Here is a 24122-nt window from a genome sequence, read left to right as displayed (position 1 = left end):
GTCGTGAACGTACTGACAGACAACTTCTCCACGTTCGTCGACGGATTCCTCGGCACCGTCGAACTCACCGTCTACGCCTCGCTGTTGGCACTGGCTCTGGGGTTCCTGATGGCCTCGTTCCGGGTCGCGCCGGTCGGCTCGCTCCGGGCCCTCGGTACGGCGTGGGTGACGGTGCTCCGCAACACCCCGCTCACCCTGCTGTTCTTCGCGGTGCTGCTCGGTCTGCCCCGCTTCGGACTCGTGCTGCCCTTCGAGGTGTTCGCGATCCTGGCGCTCGGCTGCTACACCTCGGCGTTCGTCTGCGAGGCGCTGCGGTCGGGCATCAACACCGTGCCCAAGGGGCAGGGGGAGGCTGCCCGCAGTCTCGGTATGACGTTCAGTCAGACCCTGTCCGTGGTCGTCCTGCCGCAGGCCTTCCGTTCGGTGATCCCGCCGGTCGGCTCCACCCTCATCGCGCTTGCCAAGAACTCGGCGATCGCGGGGGCGTTCAGCGTCACCGAGCTGCTCGGCACGTACAAGACCCTCAGCGAACTCGGCTACAACATCGTCTGGACCTTCGTCTGGATCGCCGTCGGCTACTTGATCATCACCCTCGCCATCAGCGCGGTCTTCAACATCCTCGAAAAGCGCTGGGGAGTCGCCCGATGACCGCCACCGCCACCGAATCCACCGCCCTCTACGACATCCCCGGGCCCAAGACCCGCCAACGGCACCGGATGTACGGCGTCCTGTCCACCGCCGTGATCCTCGGGCTCATCGGCTGGCTCCTGTATCTCCTGTTCGACACCGACCAGTTCACCTACACGAAGTGGATGCCCTTCGAATACAAGGGAATCCAGGAGCTGTTGCTGCGGGGCCTGGGCAACACGCTCAAGGCCTTCGCGATCGCCGCCGTGCTGTCCCTCGCTCTGGGCACCGTGCTCGCGACGGGACGGCTGTCGGACCACAGGCCGGTGCGCTGGATCTCCACCCTGCTCGTCGAGTTCTTCCGCGCCATGCCGGTCCTGGTGATGATCTTCTTCATCTTCGTGGCGCTCAAGGTGCAGCCGCTGCCCGCACTGGTCGCCGGGCTCACGCTCTACAACGGCTCGGTGCTCGCCGAGGTCTTCCGCTCGGGCGTCAACTCCGTCGAACGCGGCCAGCGGGAGGCCGCGTTCGCGCTCGGCATGCGCAAGACCCAGGTCATGACGTACGTCCTCGTACCGCAGGCCGTACGGTCCATGCTGCCCACCATCATCAGCCAACTAGTGGTGGCCCTGAAGGACACCTCGCTCGGCTATCTGATCACCTACGAAGAGTTTCTCCATGCCGGGAAGCTGATCGCGTCGAACCTCGACTACGATTTGCCGTTCATCCCCGTGGTGATGGTGATCTCACCGATCTACATCGGGATGTGCATGCTGCTCAGCTGGTTCGCCCAATGGGTGTCCCGGCGGGAGCAGCGCAGTCCCAAGACCGAGGCCGTGGACGTGGCAACGGCCGAACCAGGGACGCTGCTGCAGGGTGGGGGTCCCCCCACAGCCCCGAGACTGTAGGGGGAGCAGCAGCTCACAGGGCCAGACCCGGCCGGCGGCAGCAGCCGGAGATCACTGCTTGCGCAGGGGCACCGACACATACGACGGGTCGTGCTCCGGTGAGGAGAAGGTCAGCTGCGCGCCGGACGGGTTGTGCTCGATGTAGAGCGGGTCGACCGTGTCGACGACCAGGGCGAGTCGATGCCCTGCCGGAACGTCGTAGGCCGTGGAGAACAACTCCAGGTCGACGCCGAACGGCTTGCCGGGCGTCTGCCCGTGGAAGGTGTACGGCGCGTTGCTGACCAGCTTGCCGAGGCCGAGCGGGCCCACGTCGTAGAGGTACGCGACGAGGGTTCCGCTCTCCTTGGTCGCGGTGACCGTGGTGTGCAACTTGGCGGTTCCGCGCACCTGTTGGGCACTCGCGTACTTCTCCGACTGCCAGACGGCCGCCCAGCGGCGCGGCAGCAGCGGGATCGACGCCATCGGGGGCAGCTGGGCGATCTGGTCGAGGATGCTGGAGAGGAAGATGACTCCGCCGTTCGCGCCCGAGTCGACGTTCGCGCGGATCGTGGTCGAACCGGCGAGGGCGATCTTCTTGCGTGTCGCGGCGACCGACTTCCAGTCCGGGTAGCCCTCGTAGCCGCCCGTGGAACGGGACTTGAGCTGGACCGGCTGCTCGCGGTCGATGCCGTTGTCCTCGCCCCTGAGGTAGTGGTCGAACCAGCGGCCGGTGTCCGTCCACACGTCGTTGGGGAGTCCGAAGAGACCGGTCACCTCGGCGGTCGCGTGGTCGCCCGGCCGGTACTCCAGCCGCTTCGGGCCGGTCAACTCCTCGTAGAACTTGACGTATTGGTTCGGCGGGAAGATCGTGTCGCCCCAGCCGTTGGCCAGCATGATTGCCGCGCCGTTGGCGTTGATCTGGTCGACGTACGTCTGGGGGGAACGTTTCTTCCCCCAGGCGATGAGTTCCGGCTCCTTGGACAGGTTCGAGGAGAAGAAGTCCTTGAACACCTGCTGGAGTTCGGCGCTGGGGCGGCCGGTGAGGGTGCCGGCGCCGTCCAGCAGGGCGGCCGCCTGGGCGTGCTGGGTGCGGCCCGAGTAGATGGAGTCGATCAGGTCCGCCCAGCCGCTGAGGGCGGCAACCGCCTTGATCCGCTTGTCGTGCGCGGCGGCGAGCAGGCTGATGCCGGCGCCGTACGACATGCCCGCCATGCCGACCTTCTGGGCGTCGGCCGGGGTGTTCGCGAGCGCCCAGTCGATCACCTTGGACGCGTCGGCCACGTCCGGTGGGCCCGCCACCTCTATCTCCCCGCCGGACTGCCAGAAGCCGCGGACGTTGTAACTGACCACGACGTAGCCGGAGTTCGCGAGCTTCTGGGCCTGGGTGAGGTACTCGACCTGAGGCAGGCCCCAGCTCGTGGGCAGCACGATGAGCGGGAAGCCGCGAGTGCCGGCGGCGCCCGCGGGAGTGATGACGTTGGCTTTGAGGATGGTGCCGCCGTCTCCGGCGATGTCGACGAAGCGGACACCCGCCGTGGTGGAGGCCTGGGCGGCGGGGGCCAGGCCGAGGGTGGTTCCGGCGATCAGGGTCGCCGAGACGACGCCGACGGCGGTGGTGCGCAGGGCCTTGTGCGGGTGTCCCACGGGTCACTCCTCACTCGTGTAAGTGCAAAGTGACCCGACGGTAACCTCGGTCTCTTACCGTAAGTAACCCGTCGGTAAGTTACGCGCCAGTAACGATTGTTGAAACGTGATGAAACCTAGGAGGCGCGATGGGAGTTCCGTGCAGCCGTCGCCTCCGGCAGCGGGGCCTGCGCCGCGCGCGTCACGTCCGCGACGAGTTCGACGACATCGGGGCCGTACGCCTGGGAGTTCACGACCTTCAGGAGGAGGACGAAGGAGTTGTTGCCGTGCTTGCGGGCCAGCCGTTCGTGGTTGCGGGCGAGGTAGCGGGAGGCCGCCTGGTTGGTGATCGCGCGCTGGCCGCAGAACAGGAAGACGGGCCGGGACAGGCCGGGTTGGCCGGCTGTCAGCCGGGCGAGCAGCACGTACTCGGTCACGCCCTTCTCCATGCGGTAGCGCTCGCTGCCGACCTGGAACGCCAGCCGGTCCAGGACCGGTTCCGGGTCGGTGTTCACGCGGACCCCGGGCAGCATGGCCTGCATATGGGCCGCCATGCGCCGATTCGACCCCGGGCCGCCGACGCAGAACTCCGTCCGCTCCCCGAAGCCCTGCCGGGCCGCTTCATGGGTGATCACCTGGGCGTTGGAGCCGCAGTCCTTGATGAGCGCGGAGAGTTCCAGGAGCGCGAACACGTCGTAGCGGTGCACCGCGAGGTCGGGGCTGCCCGCGTCGCGGTTGACCACCAGCAGTGACTCGGAGTTGGTCGGCAGCCCGAAGAAGGCCTGCTTGCGGCGGAGCTTCCGCTTCCACAGATAGGTCCGCGCGACCCAGCCGAGCGCGGCGCTGATGCCGGCGGCGAGCACGCCCAGGACGATGTTGCGCACGTCGTCATTCATGGGCGCGCATGGTAGCGGCAATCCGGAACGGTGTTCGAGGGGGTCCTGACGGGAGAGCCTCGCTGAAGTTACGCTGCGCGGACGGTTGTTGACTGGAGGTACGGATGCGTCGCCCTGTTGCGCGGAATCTGGCGGTCTTGGCGGTTTCGGCCGCGGTGGTGTCGGTCGGCGCGGCGGCACCACCGTCCGCCTCGGGTGGTTCGGCCGCAGTGGAGAAGGTGCCGGTCGCCGTCGGCTACGGCGGTGCGGTGGCCAGCGTCGACGCGGATGCCTCCGCGGCCGGGATCGAGGTCCTGAAGAAGGGCGGCAACGCGGTGGACGCGGCGGTCGCCACGGCGGCGGCCCTCGGCGTCACCGAGCCGTACTCGTCCGGCATCGGCGGAGGCGGCTACTTCGTCTACTACGACGCCAAGTCCCGTAAGGTCCACACGATCGACGGCCGCGAGACGGCGCCGCTGACCGCAGACTCCGGTCTGTTCCTGGAGAACGGGCAGCCGATCGCCTTCGCGGACGCCGTCACCAGCGGGCTGGGCGTGGGCACTCCCGGGACGCCCGCAACCTGGCAGACGGCACTGGACAGTTGGGGCAGCAAGCGCCTGAGCGCCGTACTGAAGCCCGCCGAACGCATCGCGCGCGACGGCTTCACGGTCGACGCCACCTTCCGCTCGCAGACCGAGTCCAACCAGGCCCGGTTCAAGAAACTCCCGGACACCGCGGAGCTCTTCCTTCCCGACGGCTCGCTCCCGGTGGTCGGCTCGACCTTCAAGAACCCCGATCTCGCGCGTACCTATGAGGAGTTGGGCGAGGAGGGCGTCGACGCGATCTACGACGGCGAACTCGGCAAGGAGATCGTCGACACGGTGAACAATCCGCCGGTGGACCCGGGTTCGGGCTACAACGCCCGCCCCGGCCGGCTGTCGCTCGAAGACCTCGCCGCGTACGAGGCGAAGCGGCAGGCGCCCACGAAGACTTCGTACCGCGGTCTGAACGTCTACTCGATCGCGCCCTCCTCCTCGGGCGGTACGACGGTCGGCGAGGCGCTCAACATCCTTGAGAGCACCGACCTTTCGAAGGCGAGCGAGGCGGAGTACCTGCACCGCTACATCGAGGCGAGCCGGATCGCGTTCGCGGACCGGGGGCGCTGGGTGGGCGACCCCGCCTTCGAGGACGTACCGACGAAGGAACTGTTGTCGCAGAAGTACGCCGACTCGCGCGAATGCCTGATCAAGGACGACGCGACGCTGACGAGTCCGCTCGCGCCGGGCGACCCGCGCAATCCGGCGGCCTGCTCGACGGCCGGTACGGCGGCTCCGACGACGTACGAGGGCGAGAACACCACGCACCTGACGGTGGCCGACAAGTGGGGCAACGTCGTCGCGTACACGCTGACCATCGAGCAGACCGGCGGCAGCGGCATCACGGTCCCGGACCGCGGCTTCATCCTCAACAACGAGCTGACGGACTTCTCCTTCACCCCGGCGAACCCGGCCGTGCCCGACCCGAACCTGCCCGGCCCTGGCAAGCGGCCGCGCTCGTCGATCTCGCCGACGATCGTCCTCGACCAGCACAACAAGCCGGTAGTGGCGCTCGGTTCACCGGGCGGCGCGACCATCATCACGACCGTGCTGCAGACCCTTACAGGCGTCGTCGACCGGGGTCTCCCCTTGGTGGACGCGATCGCGGCGCCGCGCGCCAGCCAGCGCAACCAGACCACCACCGAGCTCGAACCGGGCCTGTGGAACAGCCCGTTGAAGGCGCAGCTGGAGTCGGTCGGCCAGGCCTTCCGGCAGAACCCCGAGATCGGTGCGGCGACGGGCGTACAGCGGCTGCCTAACGGGCAGTGGCTCGCGGCGGCGGAGACCGTACGGCGGGGTGGCGGGTCGGCGATGGTCGTGCGGCCGGCCTCGTAGCGGTGACGTGGCGGTGAGGCGGGCGGCAGGGCCGTCCGCCTCACCGGTTGTGGGTGCGGTCGTCAGCGTGCCGTCAGGATGCGGGGGCCCGCGTCCGTGATCGCCACGGTGTGTTCCGCGTGGGCCGCGCGGGAGCGGTCGTTCGTGCGGAGGGTCCAGCCGTCGGTGTCCTCGTGGTAGCCGTCGGTGCCGCCGCCGATGAGCATGGGCTCGATGGCGAGGACCATGCCGTGGCGGAGGGGGAGTCCGCGGCCGGGGCGGCCCTCGTTCGGGACGGGCGGGTCCTCGTGCATACGGCGGCCGATGCCGTGGCCGCCGAAGCCCTGCGGGATGCCGTACCCCGCCGCGCGGCACACCGTGCCGATGGCGTGCGCGATGTCCCCGATGCGGTTGCCGACCACGGCCGCCTCGATGCCCGCCGCGAGTGCGCGCTCGGCGGCCTCGATGAGGCGTACGTCGGCGGCGCGCGGCGTTCCCACGGTGAAACTGATCGCCGAGTCCCCCGCCCAGCCGCCGAGCTGGGCGCCGAAGTCGATGGAGACCAGGTCGCCGTCGTGCAGCCGGTAGCCGGTCGGGATGCCGTGCACGATCGCGTCGTTCACGGAGGCGCAGATGACGGCGGGGAACGGGGTGGGCGCGAAGGAGGGGCGGTAGCCGAGGAAGGGGGAGCTCGCGCCCGCGTCCCGCAGCACCTGGTGCGCGAGCTCGTCCAGTTCCAGTAGTGAGACGCCCACGTCAGCGGCCTCGCGTACCGCCGTGAGGGCTCGGCCCACGACCTGGCCCGCCTCGTACATTTCGTCGATAGATGTGTCCGTCTTCAGTTCCACCATGCCAATTACTATACCGGTATTAGTATGGGGGCATGGTCCGTAACCCCCTGACTCCTGAAGAGCGTGAGCGCGGCGAGCGGCTCGGGCGGCTGCTGCGTGAGGCCCGCGGCGGGCGGAGCATGGCTCATGTCGCGGCGCACGCCGGGATCTCCGCCGAGACGCTGCGCAAGATCGAGACCGGGCGGGCGCCCACCCCCGCCTTCTTCACGGTGGCGGCGCTTGCGCGGGCGCTCGGCCTGTCCATGGACGACCTCGCGGGGGAGTGTGTGCCGGTCGGGGTGTGACCGGGGCCGCCTTTCGGGGCCCGCCGGCCCGCTCGGGCTTCCCGTGGGATCACGTCAACTCCCAGTGGGATCACAGGACTCTGCGTCCGGTCCGAAAACTCTTCGTAGCCCTTCCGTAACACGGAGGGTGTTTTCTACCGGATCAGGGCACTCCAGTCTGGCGGGAGTTGTGTGATGGCTGTGGAACAACTCCCGGTTCAGGTAGGGGAGTTCGCGAGGTTTCTGAATACGCTGATGGAACGGCTCGACCAGGGCGGTGGCTGGTGCGGAGTGTTCTGGCAGCGCGATCCCGACGGTATGCGTGCCTGCCTGGACGGGTGGGAGGTTCCGCCCTGGGACGTCGTGGAGGCGCTCCTTCAGGACGTCGCGGCTGAGTACGGTGACCGGGCCGCAGCCCAGGAGACCGAGCGCGCCCGCGCCCTGCACGGTGCCTCGCTCGCCGCGTACGACGGTCGGCCCGGCGGCCGTGACAATCTCGGCGACCGTCTCGACGTCCTGCTCCGCGAACAGCGCTACGCCGCGGAGCGCCAGGTGGAACTGAGCCGGCTGCTCCGCTCGGCCGCCTCCCAGGAGGAGGCCGACTCGATCCGGCTCGACCTCGCCTGGGCCCACGACGACCATGAACGGGCCACCGCCCGCTGCGCGGAGATCCGCCGCCGCATGGAGAACCTCGATCGGCGCGATCTTCGCACCCATGCCGAGGGCGCACTGAACTTCCCGGCCGGTGCCACCGGTACCGCCGGGGACGTCCTTCGGATGCGGGAGCGTGAGGGTGGGGCTCAGCCGTCGGGTGGCGGCGTTGCCCGGCAAGGGGCTGCGGAGCGGCCGGCGGAGGCGGGGCACGGGGCGCCGGGACCGGGGCAGGGTCGTCGGCGCTCGGGCATTCCGGAGCAGACGGGGCCGCGGTCGCCGTTCGCGGATCCCGGGATGCCGGACGACGGGGGGATCTCGGGAGCGCCCTCCCGCTCCGGCGCGTACGCCCAGCACACCCAGCGCGACAGCGCGTACGCCCCCGCCCCGCGCCGCGACGACAGCTCCCGCGCCGCTTCCGCGCAAAGCGACGGCGCGCAAGCCCCTGATCGGCACCGCGACGGCGCGCACGCCCCCACCGCGCAACCCGACAACTTCCTCGCGCCCCTCGCGTCCTCCGCGCAGTCCGACACCCCCCAGCCCCCCGCCGAGGACCACACACCCCCCACCCCCACCACCAAGCAGCGCTCGAAGCGCCGTACCCGTGGCAGTGCCCGCTTCGCCGGAATGATGGAGGCGGAGGCGGAGACGGCTCCCGTGGGCGTCCCCGAGGCGGCGGCGCCCTCCGTGCCCGCTCCGGCCGCGAGAGGCGGCCGTAGCCCCCGTGGCGCCCGTTTCGCGGGGGTCGCGGAGGAGCCTGCGCAGCCGCGGACGCAGCCGATGGACGACGAGGCGCGGCAGGACACCGTCGAGACGATCCGGACGCTGATCCGGCTGCGCAGCGAGGGCCGGAGCGGCGAGGCGCACGCCGTGCTCGTGGAGGCCGCGTACTGGCCGGCCGCCCGTTTTCCGCTGCTCGCCGCCGAACTGCACCGGGCGGGCCTCGACGCCGACTGGGCCACCCTGCTGTGGGAGGCCGCCTCGCTGCCCGCCGACCGGCTGGTCGCCGCCGCGGACGCGCTCGTGGTCGCGGGGCGCAAGGTCGACGGACAGCAGATGCTGCGCCAGGGTGTCGCCCGCCCCGCGCCGGAGATCGGGGCCGCCGTCCTGAGCCTCGCCGAGGAGGGCCGCCGCCGGGAGATCGGCGCACTCCTCGGCGCGTACGTACGGATGCGCACCCCGGAGGAGGCGGCCCGCAGCGCGGAAGCGGACCCGCAGCGGCTGGTACCGCTCCTCCTGGAGGCCGCCAAGGGCGTGTCCGAGGAGCGCCACTGGGATCTCGTGCACGCTCTCCGGGTCGCCGGATTCACCGCCTGACAGGTCCGGCGCGGGCCACGCGCGCGTGGCCGCGCGCTCACCCACAAGAGGTGCGAAACGTGATCGACTCAGCGGGTTAACGACGATGGTCTTGGCAAGGCTGTTCAGTGGGCTTACTTTCGAGCCTCTACCGCCTTTGTCTACGGGCGTAGAAGCTCTCTGACGTCCCTGTCGAAGGAGCAGCTCATGGCCAACGTCGTACGCGCCGCTCTCGTCCAGGCCACCTGGACCGGCGACACCGCATCCATGGTCGCCAAGCATGAGGAGCACGCCCGCGAGGCGGCCCGGCAGGGCGCCAAGATCATCGGCTTCCAGGAAGTCTTCAACGCCCCCTACTTCTGCCAGGTCCAGGAGCCAGAGCACTACAGCTGGGCGGAGCCCGTGCCCGACGGGCCCACCGTCACGCGTATGAAGGAGCTCGCTCGCGAGACCGGCATGGTCATCGTCGTGCCCGTGTTCGAGGTCGAGCAGTCCGGCTTCTACTTCAACACCGCGGCCGTGATCGACGCCGACGGCACCTATCTGGGCAAGTACCGCAAGCACCACATCCCCCAGGTGAAGGGCTTCTGGGAGAAGTACTACTTCAAACCGGGGAACCTGGGCTGGCCCGTCTTCGACACCGCGGTGGGCCGCATCGGTGTCTACATCTGTTACGACCGGCACTTCCCCGAAGGCTGGCGGCAGCTCGGTCTCAACGGCGCCCAGCTCGTGTACAACCCGTCCGCGACCTCCCGCGGTCTCTCCTCCCACCTCTGGCAGCTGGAGCAGCCCGCCGCGGCCGTCGCCAACGAGTACTTCATCGCCGCGATCAACCGGGTCGGGCAGGAGGAGTACGGGGACAACGACTTCTACGGGACCTCGTACTTCGTCGACCCGCGCGGACAGTTCGTGGGCGAGACGGCGAGCGACAAGGCCGAGGAGCTCATCGTCCGTGATCTCGACTTCGACCTGATCGAGGAAGTGCGCCAGCAGTGGGCGTTCTACCGCGACCGGCGTCCCGACGCGTACGAAGGGCTGGTGCAGCCGTGACCGACCTGTACGCGCGCCACAAGGCCGTCCTGCCCGACTGGCTCGCCCTCTACTACGAGGACCCGATCGAGATCACCCACGGTGAGGGCCGGCACGTCTGGGACGCCAAGGGCAACAAGTACCTCGACTTCTTCGGCGGCATCCTCACCACGATGACCGCGCACGCGCTGCCCGAGGTGACGAAGGCGGTGAGCGAGCAGGCGGGGCGGATCATCCACTCCTCCACGCTCTACCTCAACCGGCCGATGGTCGAACTCGCCGAGCGGATCGCCCACTTGTCCGGCATCCCGGACGCACGCGTCTTCTTCACCACCTCCGGCACCGAGGCCAACGACACGGCTCTCCTGCTCGCCACCGCCTACCGGCAGAGCAACCAGATCCTGGCGATGCGCAACAGCTACCACGGCCGCTCGTTCACCACGGTCGGCATCACCGGGAACAAGGGCTGGTCGCCGACCTCGCTGTCACCCCTCCAGACGCTGTACGTCCATGGCGGCGTCCGCACCCGTGGCCCGTACGCCGATCTCAGCGACGACGAGTTCATCGCGGCCTGTGTCGCCGACCTGGAGGACCTGCTCGGTCACGTGCGGTCGCCCGCGGCGCTGATCGCCGAGCCCATCCAGGGCGTCGGCGGCTTCACGGCACCGCCCGACGGTCTGTTCGCGGCCTTCCGCGAGGTGCTGCGCGAGCGCGGCATCCTCTGGATCTCCGACGAGGTGCAGACCGGCTGGGGGCGGACGGGCGAGCACTTCTGGGGCTGGCAGGCGCACGCCGCCTCGGGTCCGCCGGACATGCTCACCTTCGCCAAGGGCATCGGCAACGGCACGTCCATCGGCGGTGTGGTGGCGAGCGCCGAGATCATGAACTGCCTCGACTCCAACTCCATTTCGACCTTCGGCGGCTCGCCGGTCACGATGGCGGCGGGGCTCGCGAACCTCACGTACCTCCTCGAGCACGACCTCCAGGGCAACGCCCGGCGCGTCGGCGGACTGCTCATCGAGCGGCTGCGGGCGATCGCCGCGCAACTGGACGGCGTACGGGAGGTCCGTGGCCGCGGGTTGATGATCGGCATCGAGCTGGTCAAGCCCGGCACGGACGAGGCGAATCCCGAAGGTGCCGCGGCCGTGCTCGAAGCGGCCCGGGAAGAAGGCCTGTTGATCGGCAAGGGCGGCGGTCACAACACCAGCGTGCTGCGCATCGCGCCGCCGCTGTCCCTCACCGTCGCGGAGGCGGAGGAGGGCGCGGCGATCCTGGAGCGCGCGCTGCGGCGTGCCACCCAGTAGAGCTGAGTGGTGTAGCACCCAGTAGGACTGAGCAAGGGAACGTCGCCCATGACCACCGCCTTGGAACCCGCCCTGTCGGTACGCCAGGTCCTCACCATGGACCGGGTGCTCGCCGGAGAGCCCGAGGTGGTGGCCGGCGCGAGCCATCTCGACCGGGCCGTGCGCTGGGTGCACGTCGCCGAGGCCGCCGATGTCGGTGTGATGCTCACGGGCGGCGAAATGGTGCTCACCACCGGGGTGTTGCTCGCCGGCGACGTGGAGGCACAGGCCGAGTACATCCGTTCGCTGCACCGCGCGGAGGCCGCGGCCGTCGTCCTCGGACTCGGCCGGGCCTTCCCCGCGCCGCCGGACGTGATGTGCCGGGCGGCCGAGCGGTGCGGGCTTCCGATGGTGGTGCTCCACCGGCCCTTTCCCTTCGCCGAGTTGACGGAGGAGGTCCAATCACGCCTTGTCAGGAGCAAGTTCGCGGCGGTGAGCCTCTCCGAGGCCGTACGGACCGCGCTCACCGGGCTCATCACCTCGGGCGCGCCGCTGCAACGGATGCTCGACGAGATCGCCGGGCACGCGGCCTGTCCCGTCGTCGTCACCAACCTCGCCCACCGGGTTCTCGCCACGGCGGGGGAGCGGTCCGCCGTGGACGACGTGCTGCGTGACTGGGAGCGCATCTCCCGGCAGGCGGGCGGGAGCGAGGGTGACGGGTGGATCAGGGCCGAGCTGGGCGGGCGCGGTGAGCGCTGGGGCCGCATCGTGCTGTGCGGGTACCGCGGTGACGCCGCCACCGGGCGGCTGCTCGCCGACCGTGCCGCCGAGGCCCTGGTCCTGCACCGGATGCTCGGCGGCTCCGTGCACACCTGGGAGGAGCAGTCCGCGCAGAGCCTGCTGACCGACCTGGTGAGCGGTGTCGTACCGGCTCGGCAGCTCCTTCCGAGGGCGCGGGCGGCCGGGCTGCCCGTCAACCGGCGGGCGTTCGTGCCGTTGGTGGTGAGGGACGGTGATCCGGCCCAACTCGACCGGGTTCTACGGCTGTTGGGGCTTCCCGGGCTGGTGGCCGAGCTCGCGGACGGAGCCACCGCCGTGCTGCTCAGCCTCGCCAGGGACCAGGACGCGGAGGCGCTGGCCACGCACTTCGCCGTACGGCTGCGGCACGAGACGGGCGTCCGCACGACCGTGGCGGCCGCGTCCCCCCGTACGGCCTGGGACGACGTCCCCGCCGGTTTGCGCGAGGCCCTGCATGTCGCCGAGGCCGCCGCCGACGCGCCCGCAGACCAGGACCAGCCGGTGCTCGTACGCCTCCGCGATGTCCATCTGCGCGGCCTCGTAAGGCTGTTGCGGGACGACCCGCACGTACAGTCCTTCGCCGAGCGGGAGTTGGACGGACTCCTGTGCGGCGCGGACGCGGAGTCGGAGCTGCTGCCCGTGCTGCGGACGTATCTCGCGACCGGCCGCAACAAGTCGCGCACCGCGCAGCTCCACCATGTCAGCAGGCCCGCGCTGTACCGCCGTCTGGAGGCCATAGAGGCACGTCTAGGCGTCGACCTCGACGACTTCGAGCAGGCCGCGTCCGTACACATCGCGCTGCTCGCGCACGACGCGCAACAACGATGAAACACAGTACGACTCAGGTGAAACATGAGACGACGCGGAGGTGACACCGTGGAACGGCAGAACGCTTCAGACGTGACACGGTGCAACTCAAACCCGGCTCCAGGACTTCTTAGGCTCCTCGCACACCGAGCGACCGGAGGTCCCGATGAGCAGAGTGATCCGAGCCGCCGTCTTCCAGACCGCGTGGACCGGCGACAAAGAATCGATGATCCAGGTCCACGAGCAGGCGGCACGCGACGCGGCCGCGCAGGGCGCCCAAGTCCTGTGCTTCCAGGAGCTGTTCTACGGGCCGTACTTCTGCCAGGTCCAGGACAAGGCGTTCTACGAGTACGCCGAGCAGATCCCCGAAGGCCCGATCGTCCAGCGCTTCCAGGCGCTGGCCAAGGAACTGGGCATCGTCCTCGTACTGCCGATGTACGAGGAGGAGCAGCCCGGTGTCCTGTACAACACCGCGGCGGTGATCGACGCCGACGGCTCGTACCTGGGCAAGTACCGCAAGACCCACATCCCCCAAGTGCCGGGATTCTGGGAGAAGTTCTACTTCCGGCCGGGCAACTCGGGCTGGCCGATCTTCGACACCGCAGTCGGGAAGATCGGTGTCTACATCTGCTACGACCGGCACTTCCCCGAGGGCTGGCGTGCGCTGGGTCTCGCGGGTGCCGAGATCGTCTTCAACCCCTCGGCCACCTCGCGCGGTCTGTCCGGCTACCTGTGGCAGCTGGAGCAGCCGGCCGCGGCCGTCGCCAACGAGTACTTCGTGGGCGCGATCAACCGGGTGGGCGTCGAGGAGTACGGCGACAACGACTTCTACGGGACCTCATATTTCGTGGACCCGGAAGCCCAGTTCGTCGGCGAGGTGGCCAGCGACAAGGAGACGGAACTCGTCGTCCGCGACCTGGACCTCGCCAAGCTCCGCGAGGTGCGCGACCGCTGGCAGTTCTACCGGGACCGCGCTCCCGGGGCGTACGGGCCGCTGACGGCTCCGTAGCCGCGTCGAACTCCGCGGGCCCGGCTCACGGGGGGTCGGGCCCGCGGGGCCAATTTGCTTACCAGGAAACAGTGTTGACCTCAGTCCCTAACAGCTTCGGTATTCCCTCAGTGCACGCACGACCGGAAGGAGAGGGAGCATGAGCCGTACCGTCATCCGAGGTGGCCTGGTCGTCACCGCGTCCGACGAGATCCATGCCGACGTCCTGATCGAGGACGGCCGCATCGCTGCTCTTGCCGCGACCGGCACCCCGGCAGCCGACGCGTGGACGGCCGAGCGGACCATAGACGCCACCGGCAAGTACGTCATCCCGGGCGGCGTCGACGCGCACACCCACATGGAGCTGCCGTTCGGCGGCACCTTCGCCTCCGACACCTTCGAGACGGGCACCCGGGCCGCGGCCTGGGGCGGCACCACCACCATCGTCGACTTCGCGGTGCAGAGCGTGGGCCACTCCCTGCGCGAGGGCCTCGACGCCTGGAACGCCAAGGCCGACGGCAAGTGCGCCATCGACTACGCCTTCCACATGATCGTCTCCGACGTCAACCAGGAGACGCTCAAGGAGATGGACCTGCTCGTCGAGGAGGGCGTCACCTCCTTCAAGCAGTTCATGGCCTACCCCGGCGTCTTCTACAGCGACGACGGCCAGATCCTGCGCGCCATGCAGCGCTCCGCCGAGAACGGCGGCCTGATCATGATGCACGCCGAGAACGGCATCGCGATCGACGTGCTCGTGGAGCAGGCGCTGTCCCGTGGTGAGACCGACCCCCGCTTCCACGGGGAAGTGCGCAAGGCGCTGTTGGAGGCCGAGGCCACCCACCGTGCCATCAAGCTCGCCCAGGTGGCCGGAGCGCCCCTGTACGTCGTGCACGTCTCGGCGCAGCAGGCGGTCGCCGAGCTGGCACGGGCGCGCGACGAGGGCCTGAACGTCTTCGGCGAGACCTGCCCGCAGTACCTGTTCCTGTCGACGGACAACCTGGCCGAGCCCGACTTCGAGGGCTCGAAGTACGTGTGCTCCACGCCGCTGAGGCCCAAGGAGCACCAGGCCGCACTGTGGCGCGGACTGCGTACGAACGACCTCCAGGTCGTCTCCACCGACCACTGCCCCTTCTGCTTCGTCGGTCAGAAGGAACTGGGCCGCGGCGACTTCTCGAAGATCCCCAACGGGCTTCCGGGTGTCGAGAACCGTATGGACCTGCTCCACCAGGCCGTCGTCGACGGGCACATCACGCGCCGCCGCTGGATCGAGATCGCCTGCGCGACCCCGGCCCGGATGTTCGGCCTGTACCCGAAGAAGGGCACGATCGCGCCGGGCGCCGACGCCGACGTCGTCATCTACGACCCGCATGCCGAGCAGGTCCTGTCGGTGGAGACGCACCACATGAACGTCGACTACTCGGCGTACGAGGGAAAGCGCATCACCGGCCGGGTCGAGACCGTGCTCTCGCGGGGCGAACTCGTCATCACCGAGCGGGAGTTCACCGGACGCGCGGGTCACGGCGTCTACACCCCCCGCTCCACCTGTCAGTACCTTCTCTGAGCGACCAGGAGCGGCGCCATGGACTTCGGACTCGTCCTGCAGACAGACCCACCTGCCTCCCGCGTCATCGACCTGATGAAGCGGGCCGAGGGCAACGGCTTCACGTACGGCTGGACCTTCGACTCCGCCGTGCTGTGGCAGGAACCCTTTGTGATCTACAGTCAGATCCTCGCGAACACCGAGAAGTTGACGGTCGGCCCGATGGTCACCAACCCGGGCACCCGTACCTGGGAGGTCACCGCCTCCACCTTCGCGACGCTCAACGACATGTACGGAAACCGCACGGTGTGCGGCATCGGACGCGGTGACTCGGCGATGCGCGTCGCCGGACGCAAGCCCAACACCCTGGCCCGCATCAGCGGCGCCATGAAGGTCATCCGTGCCCTCGGGCGTGGTGACGAGGCCGACCTCGGCGGCACCGTCATCAAGTTCCCCTGGGTCAAGCCCGGTGCCGAACTCCCGGTCTGGATGGCCGCGTACGGCCCCAAGGCCCTGAAGATGACCGGCGAGGAGGCCGACGGGTTCATCCTCCAGCTCGCTGATCTGTACCTCACCGAGTACATGGTCAAGGCCGTGAAGGACGCGGCCGTGGCGGTTGGGCGTGACCCGTCCGAGGTCAAGATCTGTGTGGCGGCGCCCGCGTACATCACCGCGGACGACTCGCCCGAGGCGCTCGCCCACGCACGTGAGCAGTGCCGCTGGTTCGGCGGCATGGTCGGCAACCACGTCGCCGACCTCGTCTCCAAGTACGGCGAGCACTCGGCCGCCGTACCCGACGAACTCACCGAATACATCAAGGCCCGTGAGGGCTACGACTACTCGCACCACGGCCGCAGCGACAACCCCGACACCAAGTTCGTGCCCGACGAGATCGTCGACCGGTTCTGCCTGATCGGCACGGCCGAGCAGCACATCGAGAAGCTGAACGCGCTGCGCGAGCTGGGCGTCGACCAGTTCGCGGTGTACGACATGCACGACGCGCAGGAGGCCACCATCGACGCGTACGGGACGAAGGTCATCCCGGCCCTCAACGCCCAGTAGTACAGGGGTACTTGAACCCCCTCCCCGTTCTCCCCTTCCCGCCGTCCCGGGAAGGGGATCAGGGCGCTCCCCGCGCACCCCCCAGACGCCCCGCACGGCCTTTCCCGCCACTCCTCACTCGATTGGCCTGCCCATGACCGAGACCGTCCCCACCGAAAGTTCGCCGCCCCCCGCTCAAGTCACCCTCCCGGACGGCCGGGTGGAGATAGCCCCCGCGCCGAGCGGCCCCTACGCCAACGAGGACCTGCTGCCGGTCCCGGTCGAGAAGCGCACCTGGACCACGTACAACTTCTCGGCGCTCTGGGTCGGCATGGCCCACAACACCGCTTCCTGGACGCTGGCTTCCGGTCTGATAGCCGTCGGCATGGACTGGAAGCAGGCCGTCTTCACCATCGCGCTGGCCAACCTGATCGTGCTCGTCCCGATGCTGCTCACCGGGCACGCGGGACCCAAGTACGGCATACCCTTCCCGGTCTTCGCCCGTGCCTCGTTCGGTGTCCGCGGCGCCAACCTGCCAGCTGTCGTACGGGCGTTGGTGGCCTGCGGCTGGTTCGGCATCCAGACCTGGATCGGCGGCGAGGCGATCTTCTTCCTCGCCGGGAAGCTCTTCGGCGACAGCTGGGCCAACGCAGGCCATGTCGGCGGCTACGCCTGGACCATGTGGCTGTCCTTCGCGATCTTCTGGGTGCTCCAGGTCGCCATCATCTACCGGGGCATGGAGACGATCCGCCGCTTCGAGAACTGGGCGGCGCCCTTCGTGCTCGTCGGCGCCGGCGTGATGCTGTGGTGGATGAGCGACAAGGCGGGCGGCTTCGGCCCGCTGCTCGACCAGCCGTCCAAGCTCGGCTGGGGTCCGGACTTCTGGACGCTGTTCGCCCCCGCGCTCATGGGCATGATCGGCTTCTGGTCCACGCTGTCGCTGAACATCCCGGACTTCACCCGGTACGGCAAGAGCCAGAAGGCCCAGACCTGGGGTCAGGCGCTCGGCCTGCCCACCACCATGACGCTCTTCGCCTTCCTGTCCGTCATGGTCACCTCGGGCTCGCAGGCGGTGTACGGCGAGGCGATCTGGGACCCGGTCCAGCTGGCCGCCAAGACCGACAACGTCTTCGGCATCATCTTCGCGCTGGTCACCGTGCTGGTCGCGACCCTGTCCGTGAACGTCGCGGCGAACCTGGTCTCGCCGGCCTTCGACTTCTCCAACATCGCGCCGAGGAAGATCAGTTTCCGCGCGGGCGCCCTCACCACCTGTGTCCTCGGCGTACTGATCTTCCCGTGGAAGCTGTACTCCGACCCGCAGGGCTACATCTTCACCTGGCTCGGCCTGGTGGGCGGTCTGCTCGGCACGGTCGCGGGCATCCTCATCGCCGACTACTGGATCCTGCGCCGCACCAAGCTGGACCTCGCCGACCTGTACAGCACGGGCGGCCGCTACTGGTACGACGGCGGCTGGAACTGGCGGGCGGTCGTGGCCTTCGTGGTCGGCGGCGTCCTGGCCATCGGCGGTGCCGACTTCCATCCGCTGATCGACGGACGGCCCATTCCGGCGCTGGACGCGTTGGCCGACTACGGCTGGGCGGTCGGGCTCGGGACGTCGATGGTCCTGTACCTCGCGCTGATGCTGTCGCGTGGGCGGAGGAAGATCGCTGTCTGATTTAGAAACATTTAGGAACGCTTGGGTGGAGCTGACCGTTTGATGACGGTCAGCTCTGCTATGTCTTCTCCAGTGCGGCCACCGCGTCCTTGGCGGCGCTGATGGCACCCTTGTTGATCACGTCCGCGCTGGGCGCCTTCTTCGACTCGAAGTCGCTGCCGTTGTACGTGATGACGACCAGCGCGTTGGACGCGCGGACGATCACCACTCCCTCGCGCGTCTGCTGCTTGTCCTCGGTGGTGAGGTTCACGACGGAGTAGCCCGTGTCGCCGACGCCGGGGACCGCTCCTCCACCGCTCTTGTCCGCGACGCGCTCCTTGTAGGACGTCTCCGCCGCCGCGTCCGACGCCTTGATCTCGAACGAGACGTCGAGCCAGCGGTAGTCGAACCCCTTGAGTGCGTTCCAGGAGCAGGTGCGGCGTACGGACTTGTCGGTCGACGCGATCTCCTGGCCGGCCGTCTTGGCGCCCGGGACCAGCGACTTGATCGTCTTTTCGGTCATGCTGTCGCAGGGTGCGGGCGATGCGGCGTACGTCTTGGTGGCCGCCGACGTCGACGGCGCGGAAGCCGAATCCGTAGGCTTTTGGGCCGATTTGTCCTCGGCGGCGGTCGGGGTCGCGGCCAGCGGACCGGACGTCAGTGCCCAGCCCGCCGAGGCGAGCACGGCGACCGGCAGCAGACGCGCGGTGAGGGCGAGCGGCAAAGGAAGAGAACGCACGGCGCACTTCTCGTGGGGGACGGTGCGGAGGTGGTCCGCACTGCGGACGGGACGCCAGTGTCACACGAGTCCCTGTGGGGCGGAAGTGCCAACTCGCTCCGTGCCTGTGTGGTGACAGTGGCTCACTGTTTGCGGACTGTGCGAGAAGGTGGCGTCGCCTCGTAGTTGGCGAACGGAAGCGCGCTCTCGATGCGGTCGACGGCGACGAACGCGCCGTATGCGACGAGATGCACAAGACAGTGGTCGGAATGTTCTGGTTTGCGCCATGTGGTGATGTCTTCGTCCGTGATGCGGTACGGGGCGAGGGCGGCCAGCAGCGCGAGGCGTGCCCCGGGGCGGGAACGGTCGGGCAGTTCGTCCCACTTGAGCGGCGGGTGCGCGCCGTTCCAGGCCTGGAGCGTTTCCCGTACGAGGGTCCGGTCGGCCTCGTCGAGGAGGCCCGCGCCTGCGGCGGTGGCGGTGCGCAGTGCGGCGTAGGCCGGGCCGACGGTGCTTCCCCGTGCCCAGTCCGGGCCGGGTCCCGGGTCGTCGAGGAGTGCCAGGCTCGCGCCGGGGGCGGCCCGACGGCGCACGGTCTTGGCGACCGAGCGGCCGACCAGGCTCCGGACCGCACGGAACCGCTGGGCGTTGCCGGGCAGCAGGTTCTCGGTCAACAGCGCCGACACGATCCGGTTGATGAAGTGGAAGGACAGCGCGGTACCGACGTAGGCGGGGACATGTGCGCGGGGGAAGGGGAGAGGCGTCAGCTCGGGGGCGCCCGGCGTCCGGGTCGCCTCGCCCCAGGCCAGCACGCGCGCGTGCCGCTCGTCGGCGGGAGTCTCGCCGCGTGCCAGGGCCTCCGCGAGCGCGTGGTCCCCGGTGGCGTGCAGCAGCATCGTGTGCGCGTCCACGCAGAAGGGGCACCGATTGGCGGCCGACACCCCGAAGGCCGCCAGCTCCTTGCCGGTGCGACTGCCCTCGCCCGCGATCAGTGACTCCCGCATCAACGCCCAGGCCGGGGCGAGGAGTTCGGGTGCCGAGGACAGCACCACGAAGGTGGTCGCCCGCTCGATGCCGAAGTCCTCGGCGAGTTGGGCGTACACCTCGGCGGTGCGGCCGGTGGCGGACTTGGGGGGCGGTGTGGTGGTGTAGCGGAAGGGGTGGGCATGTGGGCCTCCTGGTCGGTGGGCTGGGCTGGGCTGGGCTGGGCTGGGCTGGGCTGGACTGGACTGGGCTGGACTGGGCTGGGCTGGGCTGAGGTGGGATGGGGTGGTGGGGTGTGCAGCGGTGCGGTGATGCGGGTTCGGGCGGTGCGGTGCGGTGTTCCGCGTTCGGGCCGTGCCGTGCCGTGCGATGCGGTGTTCGGTGTTCGCAACCCTCGCCCCGGGAGGCAGTCGCCCGCGTCGTACGCCCGAAGGCAATCCCCGCTGCGCCGAGGAGCCCGCGCGGGGCGCCGACTACTGCGCCGGGAGTAGCCCGGGAGCCGTCCACAGGGCTGACGCGGCTGTCGGCGCCGCCGTCTAGGGTGCCGACCATGGAGTTGGACCAGGTCACACGCGGGCGCCTGGCCGACGCGACGCTCGCCGTCGTGGTCGGCGCCCTCGTCGCGACCGCGGCCGCGTTCGACGACGGCACGGCACCCGTCGACTACGCGCTGATCGCCCTCGGCTCCCTGGCCCTCGCGGCCTACCGCAGCGCACCGCGCGCGGTCCTGGCCGTCGCCACGGCCGCCACGACCGCGTACGTTCTGCACGCCCACCCCGGCGCACTGTCCGCCCTCCCGGTGCTGGGCGCCGTGCACACGGCCGCCCGTGTGGGTCACCGAGGCCTGGCCGCGGCCGCCAGCGCGGTGTTCCTGGCGGGGTACGTCGCGACGGGCCCCACGACGGGGGAGATCGTCGAACGCGTGGCGCTGCTCGTGGGCTGGTTCCTGTGCGCGCTGGTGACCGGCCTCGCCGACCGCAACTGGCAGGCGTATCTGCGCCAGACGGAACAGCGGGCGCTGGAGGCGGAACGCACCCGCGAGGAGGCGGCCCTGCGCAGGGCGGGCGAGGAACGCCTGCGTATCGCCCGCGAGTTGCACGACTCGCTCACGCACAGCATCTCGATCGTCAAGCTCCAGGCGGGTGTTGCCGTCCACCTGGCCCGCAAGCGCGGCGAGGAGGTACCGCCCGCGCTGCTCGCCATCCAGGAGGCCGGCGGCGAGGCGATGCGCGAACTGCGCGCGACACTCGAGGTGTTGCGCACCGACGAGCCGACCGGCACACCGGCGCTGCTCGTGGAGCGGGCCCGCGCGGCTGGCCTCGCCGTCGAGCTGAGAGTGACCGGCGACGAGCGCCCGTTGACGGCGACCGTCGACCGCGCCGCCTACCGCATCGTCCAGGAGGCCCTCACGAACGCGGCGCGCCATGCGGGCCCCGCCAAGGTCATCGTCCAACTCGACTACACAGTTGGAGAGTTGACGATACGCGTGGACGACGACGGCAGTGCCGTCCGGACCCGCACGCCCACCCCGGGCATCGGTCTCACCGGCATGCGTGAACGCGTCGTGGCCCTCGGCGGCACTCTGCAGGCCGCTCCGCGCGCGGAGGGCGGCTTCTCCGTGCGGGCCCAACTGCCGCTGGACGGCGCGGGGGAGCCAGTGTGATCAGGATCGCGCTCGTCGACGACCAGGCGCTGATGCGGGCCGGGTTCCGGGCCCTGCTGGAGGCCGAGGACGGCATCGAGGTGGTGGGTGAGGCGGCCGACGGCGAGCAGGGCGTGGCGCTCGTGCGCGCGCTGATCCCGGACATCGCCCTGGTCGATGTGCAGATGCCGGTGATGACGGGCATCGAGGCGACCCGCCGCATCGCCGCCGATCCCGAGCTGTCCGGCGTACGCGTGATCATCCTCACCAACTACGGCCTGGACGCGTACGTCTTCGAGGCACTGCGGGCGGGCGCGAGCGGCTTCCTGCTCAAGGACACCGAGCCCGCCGACCTGCTTCAGGCCATCGAGGTCGTCGCGCGCGGCGAGGCGCTGCTGTCCCCGTCCGTGACCCGCACCCTGATCGGCGAGTTCGTCGCCAGGCCCCCGGACCGGGCCACCGCGCCGGGCCTGGAGAGCCTCACGCGACGCGAACGCGAGGTCACCGCCCTCGCCGCCCGCGGCCTCACCAACGAGGAGATCGCCGCGCACATGGTCATCAGCCCATTCACGGCCAAGACGCACGTCAGCCGCGCGATGACGAAGCTGGGCGCTCGCGATCGGGCCCAACTGGTCGTGTTCGCCTACGAGTCGGGGCTGGTGGCGGCGCGGGGGAGCGAGAAGTGACGGATGCGTCGAGGACAGCGGAGGCCGGGAGGGTCGTGGCCGCTGCGTGCGATGATCGGCGGGTGATCGCGATACGTCTGAGATCGTCCTGCGGCGCCGCTCTCGTCGGCGTGCTGGCGCTGGCCACGAGCGGGTGCGGGCTCTCCGCCGAGCTGGACCGCGAGGCCAACCCCGAGCGCAAGCCCACGCCTTCGGAGACCCGGGCCGCCCCGCCGCCGCCCGCGTCCGCCTCGCCCTCACCGTCCGTATCGGTCCAACCGGTGAGCGGCTGCCCGTCGTCCGGTCTGCGTTTCGAGGCCGGTCGCGTCGACGGGGCCATGGGTCTCCGGGCCATGACGCTCTCCATGACCAACTGCGGGGAGCAGCCGTACGAGTTGAACGGCTACCCCTCCGTCAGCGTCCTGGACGAGGCAGGCGTCCCGATTCCGGGCGTGCGCACGGCCGAGGGGACGGACGAGGTGCCCGTGGCACCGCCCGGCTCCGCCCCCGAGCCCTTCACCCTCAAACCGGGCGAGACCGCTAGAGCCGGGCTGTTGTGGCGGATGGCGGCCGAGGACGGCACCTACCTCCGCGTCGCGCCGGACAAGAAGCGGGACTTCGTGAACGTACGACCTGAAGAGCCCCTCGACATCGGCCCGGAGAACATACTCGGCACAACGCCGTGGGCGCCTGCGTCCTAGACGGCGCCCCTTGAACTCGGGCACCCCGAGCCTGCGGTTACGGCACTCGGCTCGTCCACTCCGGTGAGCCGAACTTCGTCCGCGCCAGCTCCTCCGCGCGCGCCAGTTCCTCGGGCGTCACCTTGCCGTCCGCCAGCCCGTACCGGCCGCGGAACGAGTCGATCATGCGCTCGATGACCGCCTCCCGCGCCAGCCCCGTCTGCCGGCGCAGCGGATCCACCCGCTTCTGCGCGCTCATCGTGCCCTTGTCGGACAGCTTCTCCCGGCCGATGCGCAGCACTTCGAGCATCTTGTCGGCGTCGATGTCGTACGCCATGGTCACGTGGTGGAGCACGGCGCCGGGCCCGCCACCCGGGCCGACCATCCGCTTCTGCGCGGCGCCCGCCACCTTCCCCGCTTCCGTGGCGATGTCGTTCAGCGGCTGGTACCAGGCCTTGATCCCCATGTCGCCGAGGGCGCCGAGCACCCAGTCGTCGAGGTACGCGTAGCTGTCCTGGAACGACAGTCCCTGGACGAGGGACTCGGGCACGGAGAGCGAGTACGTGATGGTGTTGCCCGGTTCCACGAACATCGCGCCGCCGCCGGAGATCCGCCGCACCACCTCGATGCCGTGCCGCTCCGCACCGGCCGGGTCGACCTCGTTGCGCAGTGACTGGAAGCTGCCGATGATCACGGACGGGGTGGCCCACTCCCAGACGCGCAGGGTCGGCGGGCGGTGCCCTGCCGCGACCTCGGTGGTCAGGACCTCGTCCAGGGCCATGTGCAGCGCGGGGGACTGCGGCCCCTCGTGGATCAGCTGCCAGTCGTAGTCGGTCCAGTCGGTGGCGTGCGCGAGCGCCCTGCGTACGGCGATGGCGATGCCCTCCGAGGTCAGGCCGTACATGACCGTGCCCTCGGGCAGCGCGGCGTCCACGCGGGCTGCCAGGCCCGCGGCGTCGGTGTCCGCGGGGGCGCCGTTCAGCGCGTGGTTGACGGCGTCCAGCGCCTCGTCCGGTTCGAGGAAGAAATCGCCCGCCACGCGCGCGTGCCGCAGGACTCCGCCCTCGACGTCCAGATCCACCACGACGAGCTTGCCGCCGGGGACCTTGTACTCACCGTGCACCGATCCGCCTCCGTTCCGTTCCACGAGGGCCAACGTCGACTTCGGGTGATTGATTCCGGTCGTACTTCGCCGGGCGCGTGCGCGTTCATGGCACGACGTGCCCTGTTCGCCCGGGAACGGCAAGTGCGATAGTCGGGCGCGAGGTTGATCACTCCACACGGCTCCAGACGGCTCCACTCAGCTCCGC

At 69.8% G+C, this 24122-nt stretch carries 21 protein-coding genes; 15 read left to right on the top strand and 6 right to left on the bottom strand.

What is annotated here, in order from left to right; translation table 11 throughout:
* The first annotated feature begins 3 nt into the window (after positions 1-3).
* Positions 4-648, top strand: coding sequence for an amino acid ABC transporter permease (locus tag OG246_RS38290; protein WP_266473610.1), 645 nt, complete (start codon positions 4-6; stop codon positions 646-648).
* Positions 645-1535, top strand: a complete 891-nt coding sequence (locus OG246_RS38285) for an amino acid ABC transporter permease (protein WP_266473608.1) — start codon at positions 645-647, stop codon at positions 1533-1535. Before OG246_RS38290 ends, OG246_RS38285 begins: the two co-directional genes overlap by 4 nt.
* Before the next feature lie 51 nt (positions 1536-1586).
* On the opposite strand, the gene OG246_RS38280 is transcribed toward OG246_RS38285, so the two are convergent.
* A complete protein-coding gene (locus OG246_RS38280) occupies positions 1587-3158 on the bottom strand; it encodes an alpha/beta fold hydrolase (RefSeq protein WP_266473605.1) in 1572 nt (523 codons plus the stop codon).
* Positions 3159-3274: 116 nt separating this feature from the next.
* A complete protein-coding gene (locus tag OG246_RS38275; RefSeq protein WP_266473603.1) occupies positions 3275-4033 on the bottom strand; it encodes a hypothetical protein in 759 nt (252 codons plus the stop codon).
* Between the two features lie 104 nt (positions 4034-4137).
* Here OG246_RS38275 and ggt point away from each other — a divergent pair, with 104 nt between their 5' ends.
* Complete coding sequence (gene ggt / locus OG246_RS38270) at positions 4138-5943, top strand: gamma-glutamyltransferase (protein WP_266473601.1); 1806 nt, start codon at positions 4138-4140, stop codon at positions 5941-5943.
* A gap of 62 nt (positions 5944-6005) precedes the next feature.
* Here ggt and map read toward each other — a convergent pair whose 3' ends face one another.
* Positions 6006-6773, bottom strand: coding sequence for a type I methionyl aminopeptidase (map, locus tag OG246_RS38265; protein ID WP_266473600.1), 768 nt, complete (start codon positions 6771-6773; stop codon positions 6006-6008).
* A gap of 32 nt (positions 6774-6805) precedes the next feature.
* On the opposite strand from map, the gene OG246_RS38260 reads away from it, so the two are divergent.
* From OG246_RS38260 to OG246_RS38220, 9 genes are all read left to right on the top strand, one after another.
* Positions 6806-7057: a helix-turn-helix domain-containing protein gene (locus OG246_RS38260; protein WP_266473598.1), complete on the top strand. Its 252-nt coding sequence runs from the start codon at positions 6806-6808 to the stop codon at positions 7055-7057.
* A gap of 174 nt (positions 7058-7231) precedes the next feature.
* Complete coding sequence (locus tag OG246_RS38255) at positions 7232-9004, top strand: hypothetical protein (RefSeq protein ID WP_266473597.1); 1773 nt, start codon at positions 7232-7234, stop codon at positions 9002-9004.
* Between the two features lie 186 nt (positions 9005-9190).
* The gene (locus OG246_RS38250) at positions 9191-10033 is read left to right on the top strand and encodes a nitrilase-related carbon-nitrogen hydrolase (protein ID WP_266473595.1); all 843 of its coding nucleotides are present in this window, start codon (positions 9191-9193) and stop codon (positions 10031-10033) included.
* Complete coding sequence (locus tag OG246_RS38245) at positions 10030-11316, top strand: aspartate aminotransferase family protein (protein ID WP_266473594.1); 1287 nt, start codon at positions 10030-10032, stop codon at positions 11314-11316. Before OG246_RS38250 ends, OG246_RS38245 begins: the two co-directional genes overlap by 4 nt.
* A gap of 48 nt (positions 11317-11364) precedes the next feature.
* Positions 11365-12921 carry a PucR family transcriptional regulator gene (locus OG246_RS38240; protein ID WP_266473592.1) on the top strand — a complete coding sequence of 519 codons (1557 nt, stop codon included), beginning with the start codon at positions 11365-11367 and terminating at the stop codon, positions 12919-12921.
* A 145-nt stretch (positions 12922-13066) separates the two neighbouring features.
* Positions 13067-13909, top strand: coding sequence for a nitrilase-related carbon-nitrogen hydrolase (locus OG246_RS38235; protein ID WP_266473591.1), 843 nt, complete (start codon positions 13067-13069; stop codon positions 13907-13909).
* Between the two features lie 139 nt (positions 13910-14048).
* Positions 14049-15449, top strand: coding sequence for a dihydropyrimidinase (hydA, locus tag OG246_RS38230; protein ID WP_266473589.1), 1401 nt, complete (start codon positions 14049-14051; stop codon positions 15447-15449).
* A gap of 18 nt (positions 15450-15467) precedes the next feature.
* Positions 15468-16490 carry a TIGR03842 family LLM class F420-dependent oxidoreductase gene (locus tag OG246_RS38225; protein WP_266473586.1) on the top strand — a complete coding sequence of 341 codons (1023 nt, stop codon included), beginning with the start codon at positions 15468-15470 and terminating at the stop codon, positions 16488-16490.
* A gap of 133 nt (positions 16491-16623) precedes the next feature.
* Entirely contained in the window at positions 16624-18144 is a 1521-nt protein-coding gene (locus OG246_RS38220) for an NCS1 family nucleobase:cation symporter-1 (RefSeq protein WP_266473584.1), read from the top strand.
* 58 nt (positions 18145-18202) lie between these two features.
* On the opposite strand, the gene OG246_RS38215 is transcribed toward OG246_RS38220, so the two are convergent.
* Both OG246_RS38215 and OG246_RS38210 read right to left on the bottom strand, forming a co-directional pair.
* The gene (locus OG246_RS38215) at positions 18203-18862 is read right to left on the bottom strand and encodes a hypothetical protein (RefSeq protein WP_266473581.1); all 660 of its coding nucleotides are present in this window, start codon (positions 18860-18862) and stop codon (positions 18203-18205) included.
* Positions 18863-18984: 122 nt separating this feature from the next.
* Positions 18985-19944 (bottom strand): carboxymuconolactone decarboxylase family protein, encoded by a 960-nt coding sequence (locus tag OG246_RS38210; RefSeq protein ID WP_266473578.1) that lies wholly within the window; start codon positions 19942-19944, stop codon positions 18985-18987.
* 431 nt (positions 19945-20375) lie between these two features.
* Between OG246_RS38210 and OG246_RS38205 the strand changes: the two genes are divergently transcribed.
* The 3 genes from OG246_RS38205 to OG246_RS38195 all read left to right on the top strand — a co-directional run bounded on the left by OG246_RS38205 (position 20376) and on the right by OG246_RS38195 (position 22833).
* Positions 20376-21488: a sensor histidine kinase gene (locus tag OG246_RS38205; protein WP_266473577.1), complete on the top strand. Its 1113-nt coding sequence runs from the start codon at positions 20376-20378 to the stop codon at positions 21486-21488.
* Positions 21485-22153, top strand: a complete 669-nt coding sequence (locus OG246_RS38200; protein WP_266473575.1) for a response regulator transcription factor — start codon at positions 21485-21487, stop codon at positions 22151-22153. The genes OG246_RS38205 and OG246_RS38200 overlap by 4 nt, the downstream gene beginning before the upstream one ends.
* Positions 22154-22215: 62 nt before the next feature.
* A complete protein-coding gene (locus OG246_RS38195) occupies positions 22216-22833 on the top strand; it encodes a DUF4232 domain-containing protein (protein ID WP_266473574.1) in 618 nt (205 codons plus the stop codon).
* Positions 22834-22870: 37 nt separating this feature from the next.
* Here the strand turns inward: OG246_RS38195 and OG246_RS38190 are convergent, their stop codons facing one another.
* A complete protein-coding gene (locus tag OG246_RS38190; protein ID WP_266475004.1) occupies positions 22871-23935 on the bottom strand; it encodes a biotin/lipoate A/B protein ligase family protein in 1065 nt (354 codons plus the stop codon).
* Between the last annotated feature and the right edge of the window lie 187 nt (positions 23936-24122).

It is taken from the genome of Streptomyces sp. NBC_00620 (genome assembly GCF_026341825.1).
In the GTDB taxonomy this organism is placed as follows: domain Bacteria; phylum Actinomycetota; class Actinomycetes; order Streptomycetales; family Streptomycetaceae; genus Streptomyces.
Note: the sequence above shows the minus strand (reverse complement) of the source record. Positions and strands in the feature narration are given on the sequence as shown.

Excerpts from the sequence above, each read along its gene's own strand:
- OG246_RS38235 (WP_266473591.1), top strand. The coding sequence starts at position 13,067 with ATGAGCAGAGTGATCCGAGCCGCCGTCTTCCAGACCGCGTGGACCGGC.
- OG246_RS38260 (WP_266473598.1), top strand. The coding sequence starts at position 6,806 with ATGGTCCGTAACCCCCTGACTCCTGAAGAGCGTGAGCGCGGCGAGCGG.
- OG246_RS38285 (WP_266473608.1), top strand. The coding sequence starts at position 645 with ATGACCGCCACCGCCACCGAATCCACCGCCCTCTACGACATCCCCGGG.
- OG246_RS38225 (WP_266473586.1), top strand. The coding sequence starts at position 15,468 with ATGGACTTCGGACTCGTCCTGCAGACAGACCCACCTGCCTCCCGCGTC.
- ggt (WP_266473601.1), top strand. The coding sequence starts at position 4,138 with ATGCGTCGCCCTGTTGCGCGGAATCTGGCGGTCTTGGCGGTTTCGGCC.
- OG246_RS38220 (WP_266473584.1), top strand. The coding sequence starts at position 16,624 with ATGACCGAGACCGTCCCCACCGAAAGTTCGCCGCCCCCCGCTCAAGTC.
- OG246_RS38250 (WP_266473595.1), top strand. The coding sequence starts at position 9,191 with ATGGCCAACGTCGTACGCGCCGCTCTCGTCCAGGCCACCTGGACCGGC.
- hydA (WP_266473589.1), top strand. The coding sequence starts at position 14,049 with ATGAGCCGTACCGTCATCCGAGGTGGCCTGGTCGTCACCGCGTCCGAC.
- map (WP_266473600.1), bottom strand. The coding sequence starts at position 6,773 with ATGGTGGAACTGAAGACGGACACATCTATCGACGAAATGTACGAGGCG.
- OG246_RS38205 (WP_266473577.1), top strand. The coding sequence starts at position 20,376 with ATGGAGTTGGACCAGGTCACACGCGGGCGCCTGGCCGACGCGACGCTC.
- OG246_RS38255 (WP_266473597.1), top strand. The coding sequence starts at position 7,232 with ATGGCTGTGGAACAACTCCCGGTTCAGGTAGGGGAGTTCGCGAGGTTT.
- OG246_RS38275 (WP_266473603.1), bottom strand. The coding sequence starts at position 4,033 with ATGAATGACGACGTGCGCAACATCGTCCTGGGCGTGCTCGCCGCCGGC.
- OG246_RS38240 (WP_266473592.1), top strand. The coding sequence starts at position 11,365 with ATGACCACCGCCTTGGAACCCGCCCTGTCGGTACGCCAGGTCCTCACC.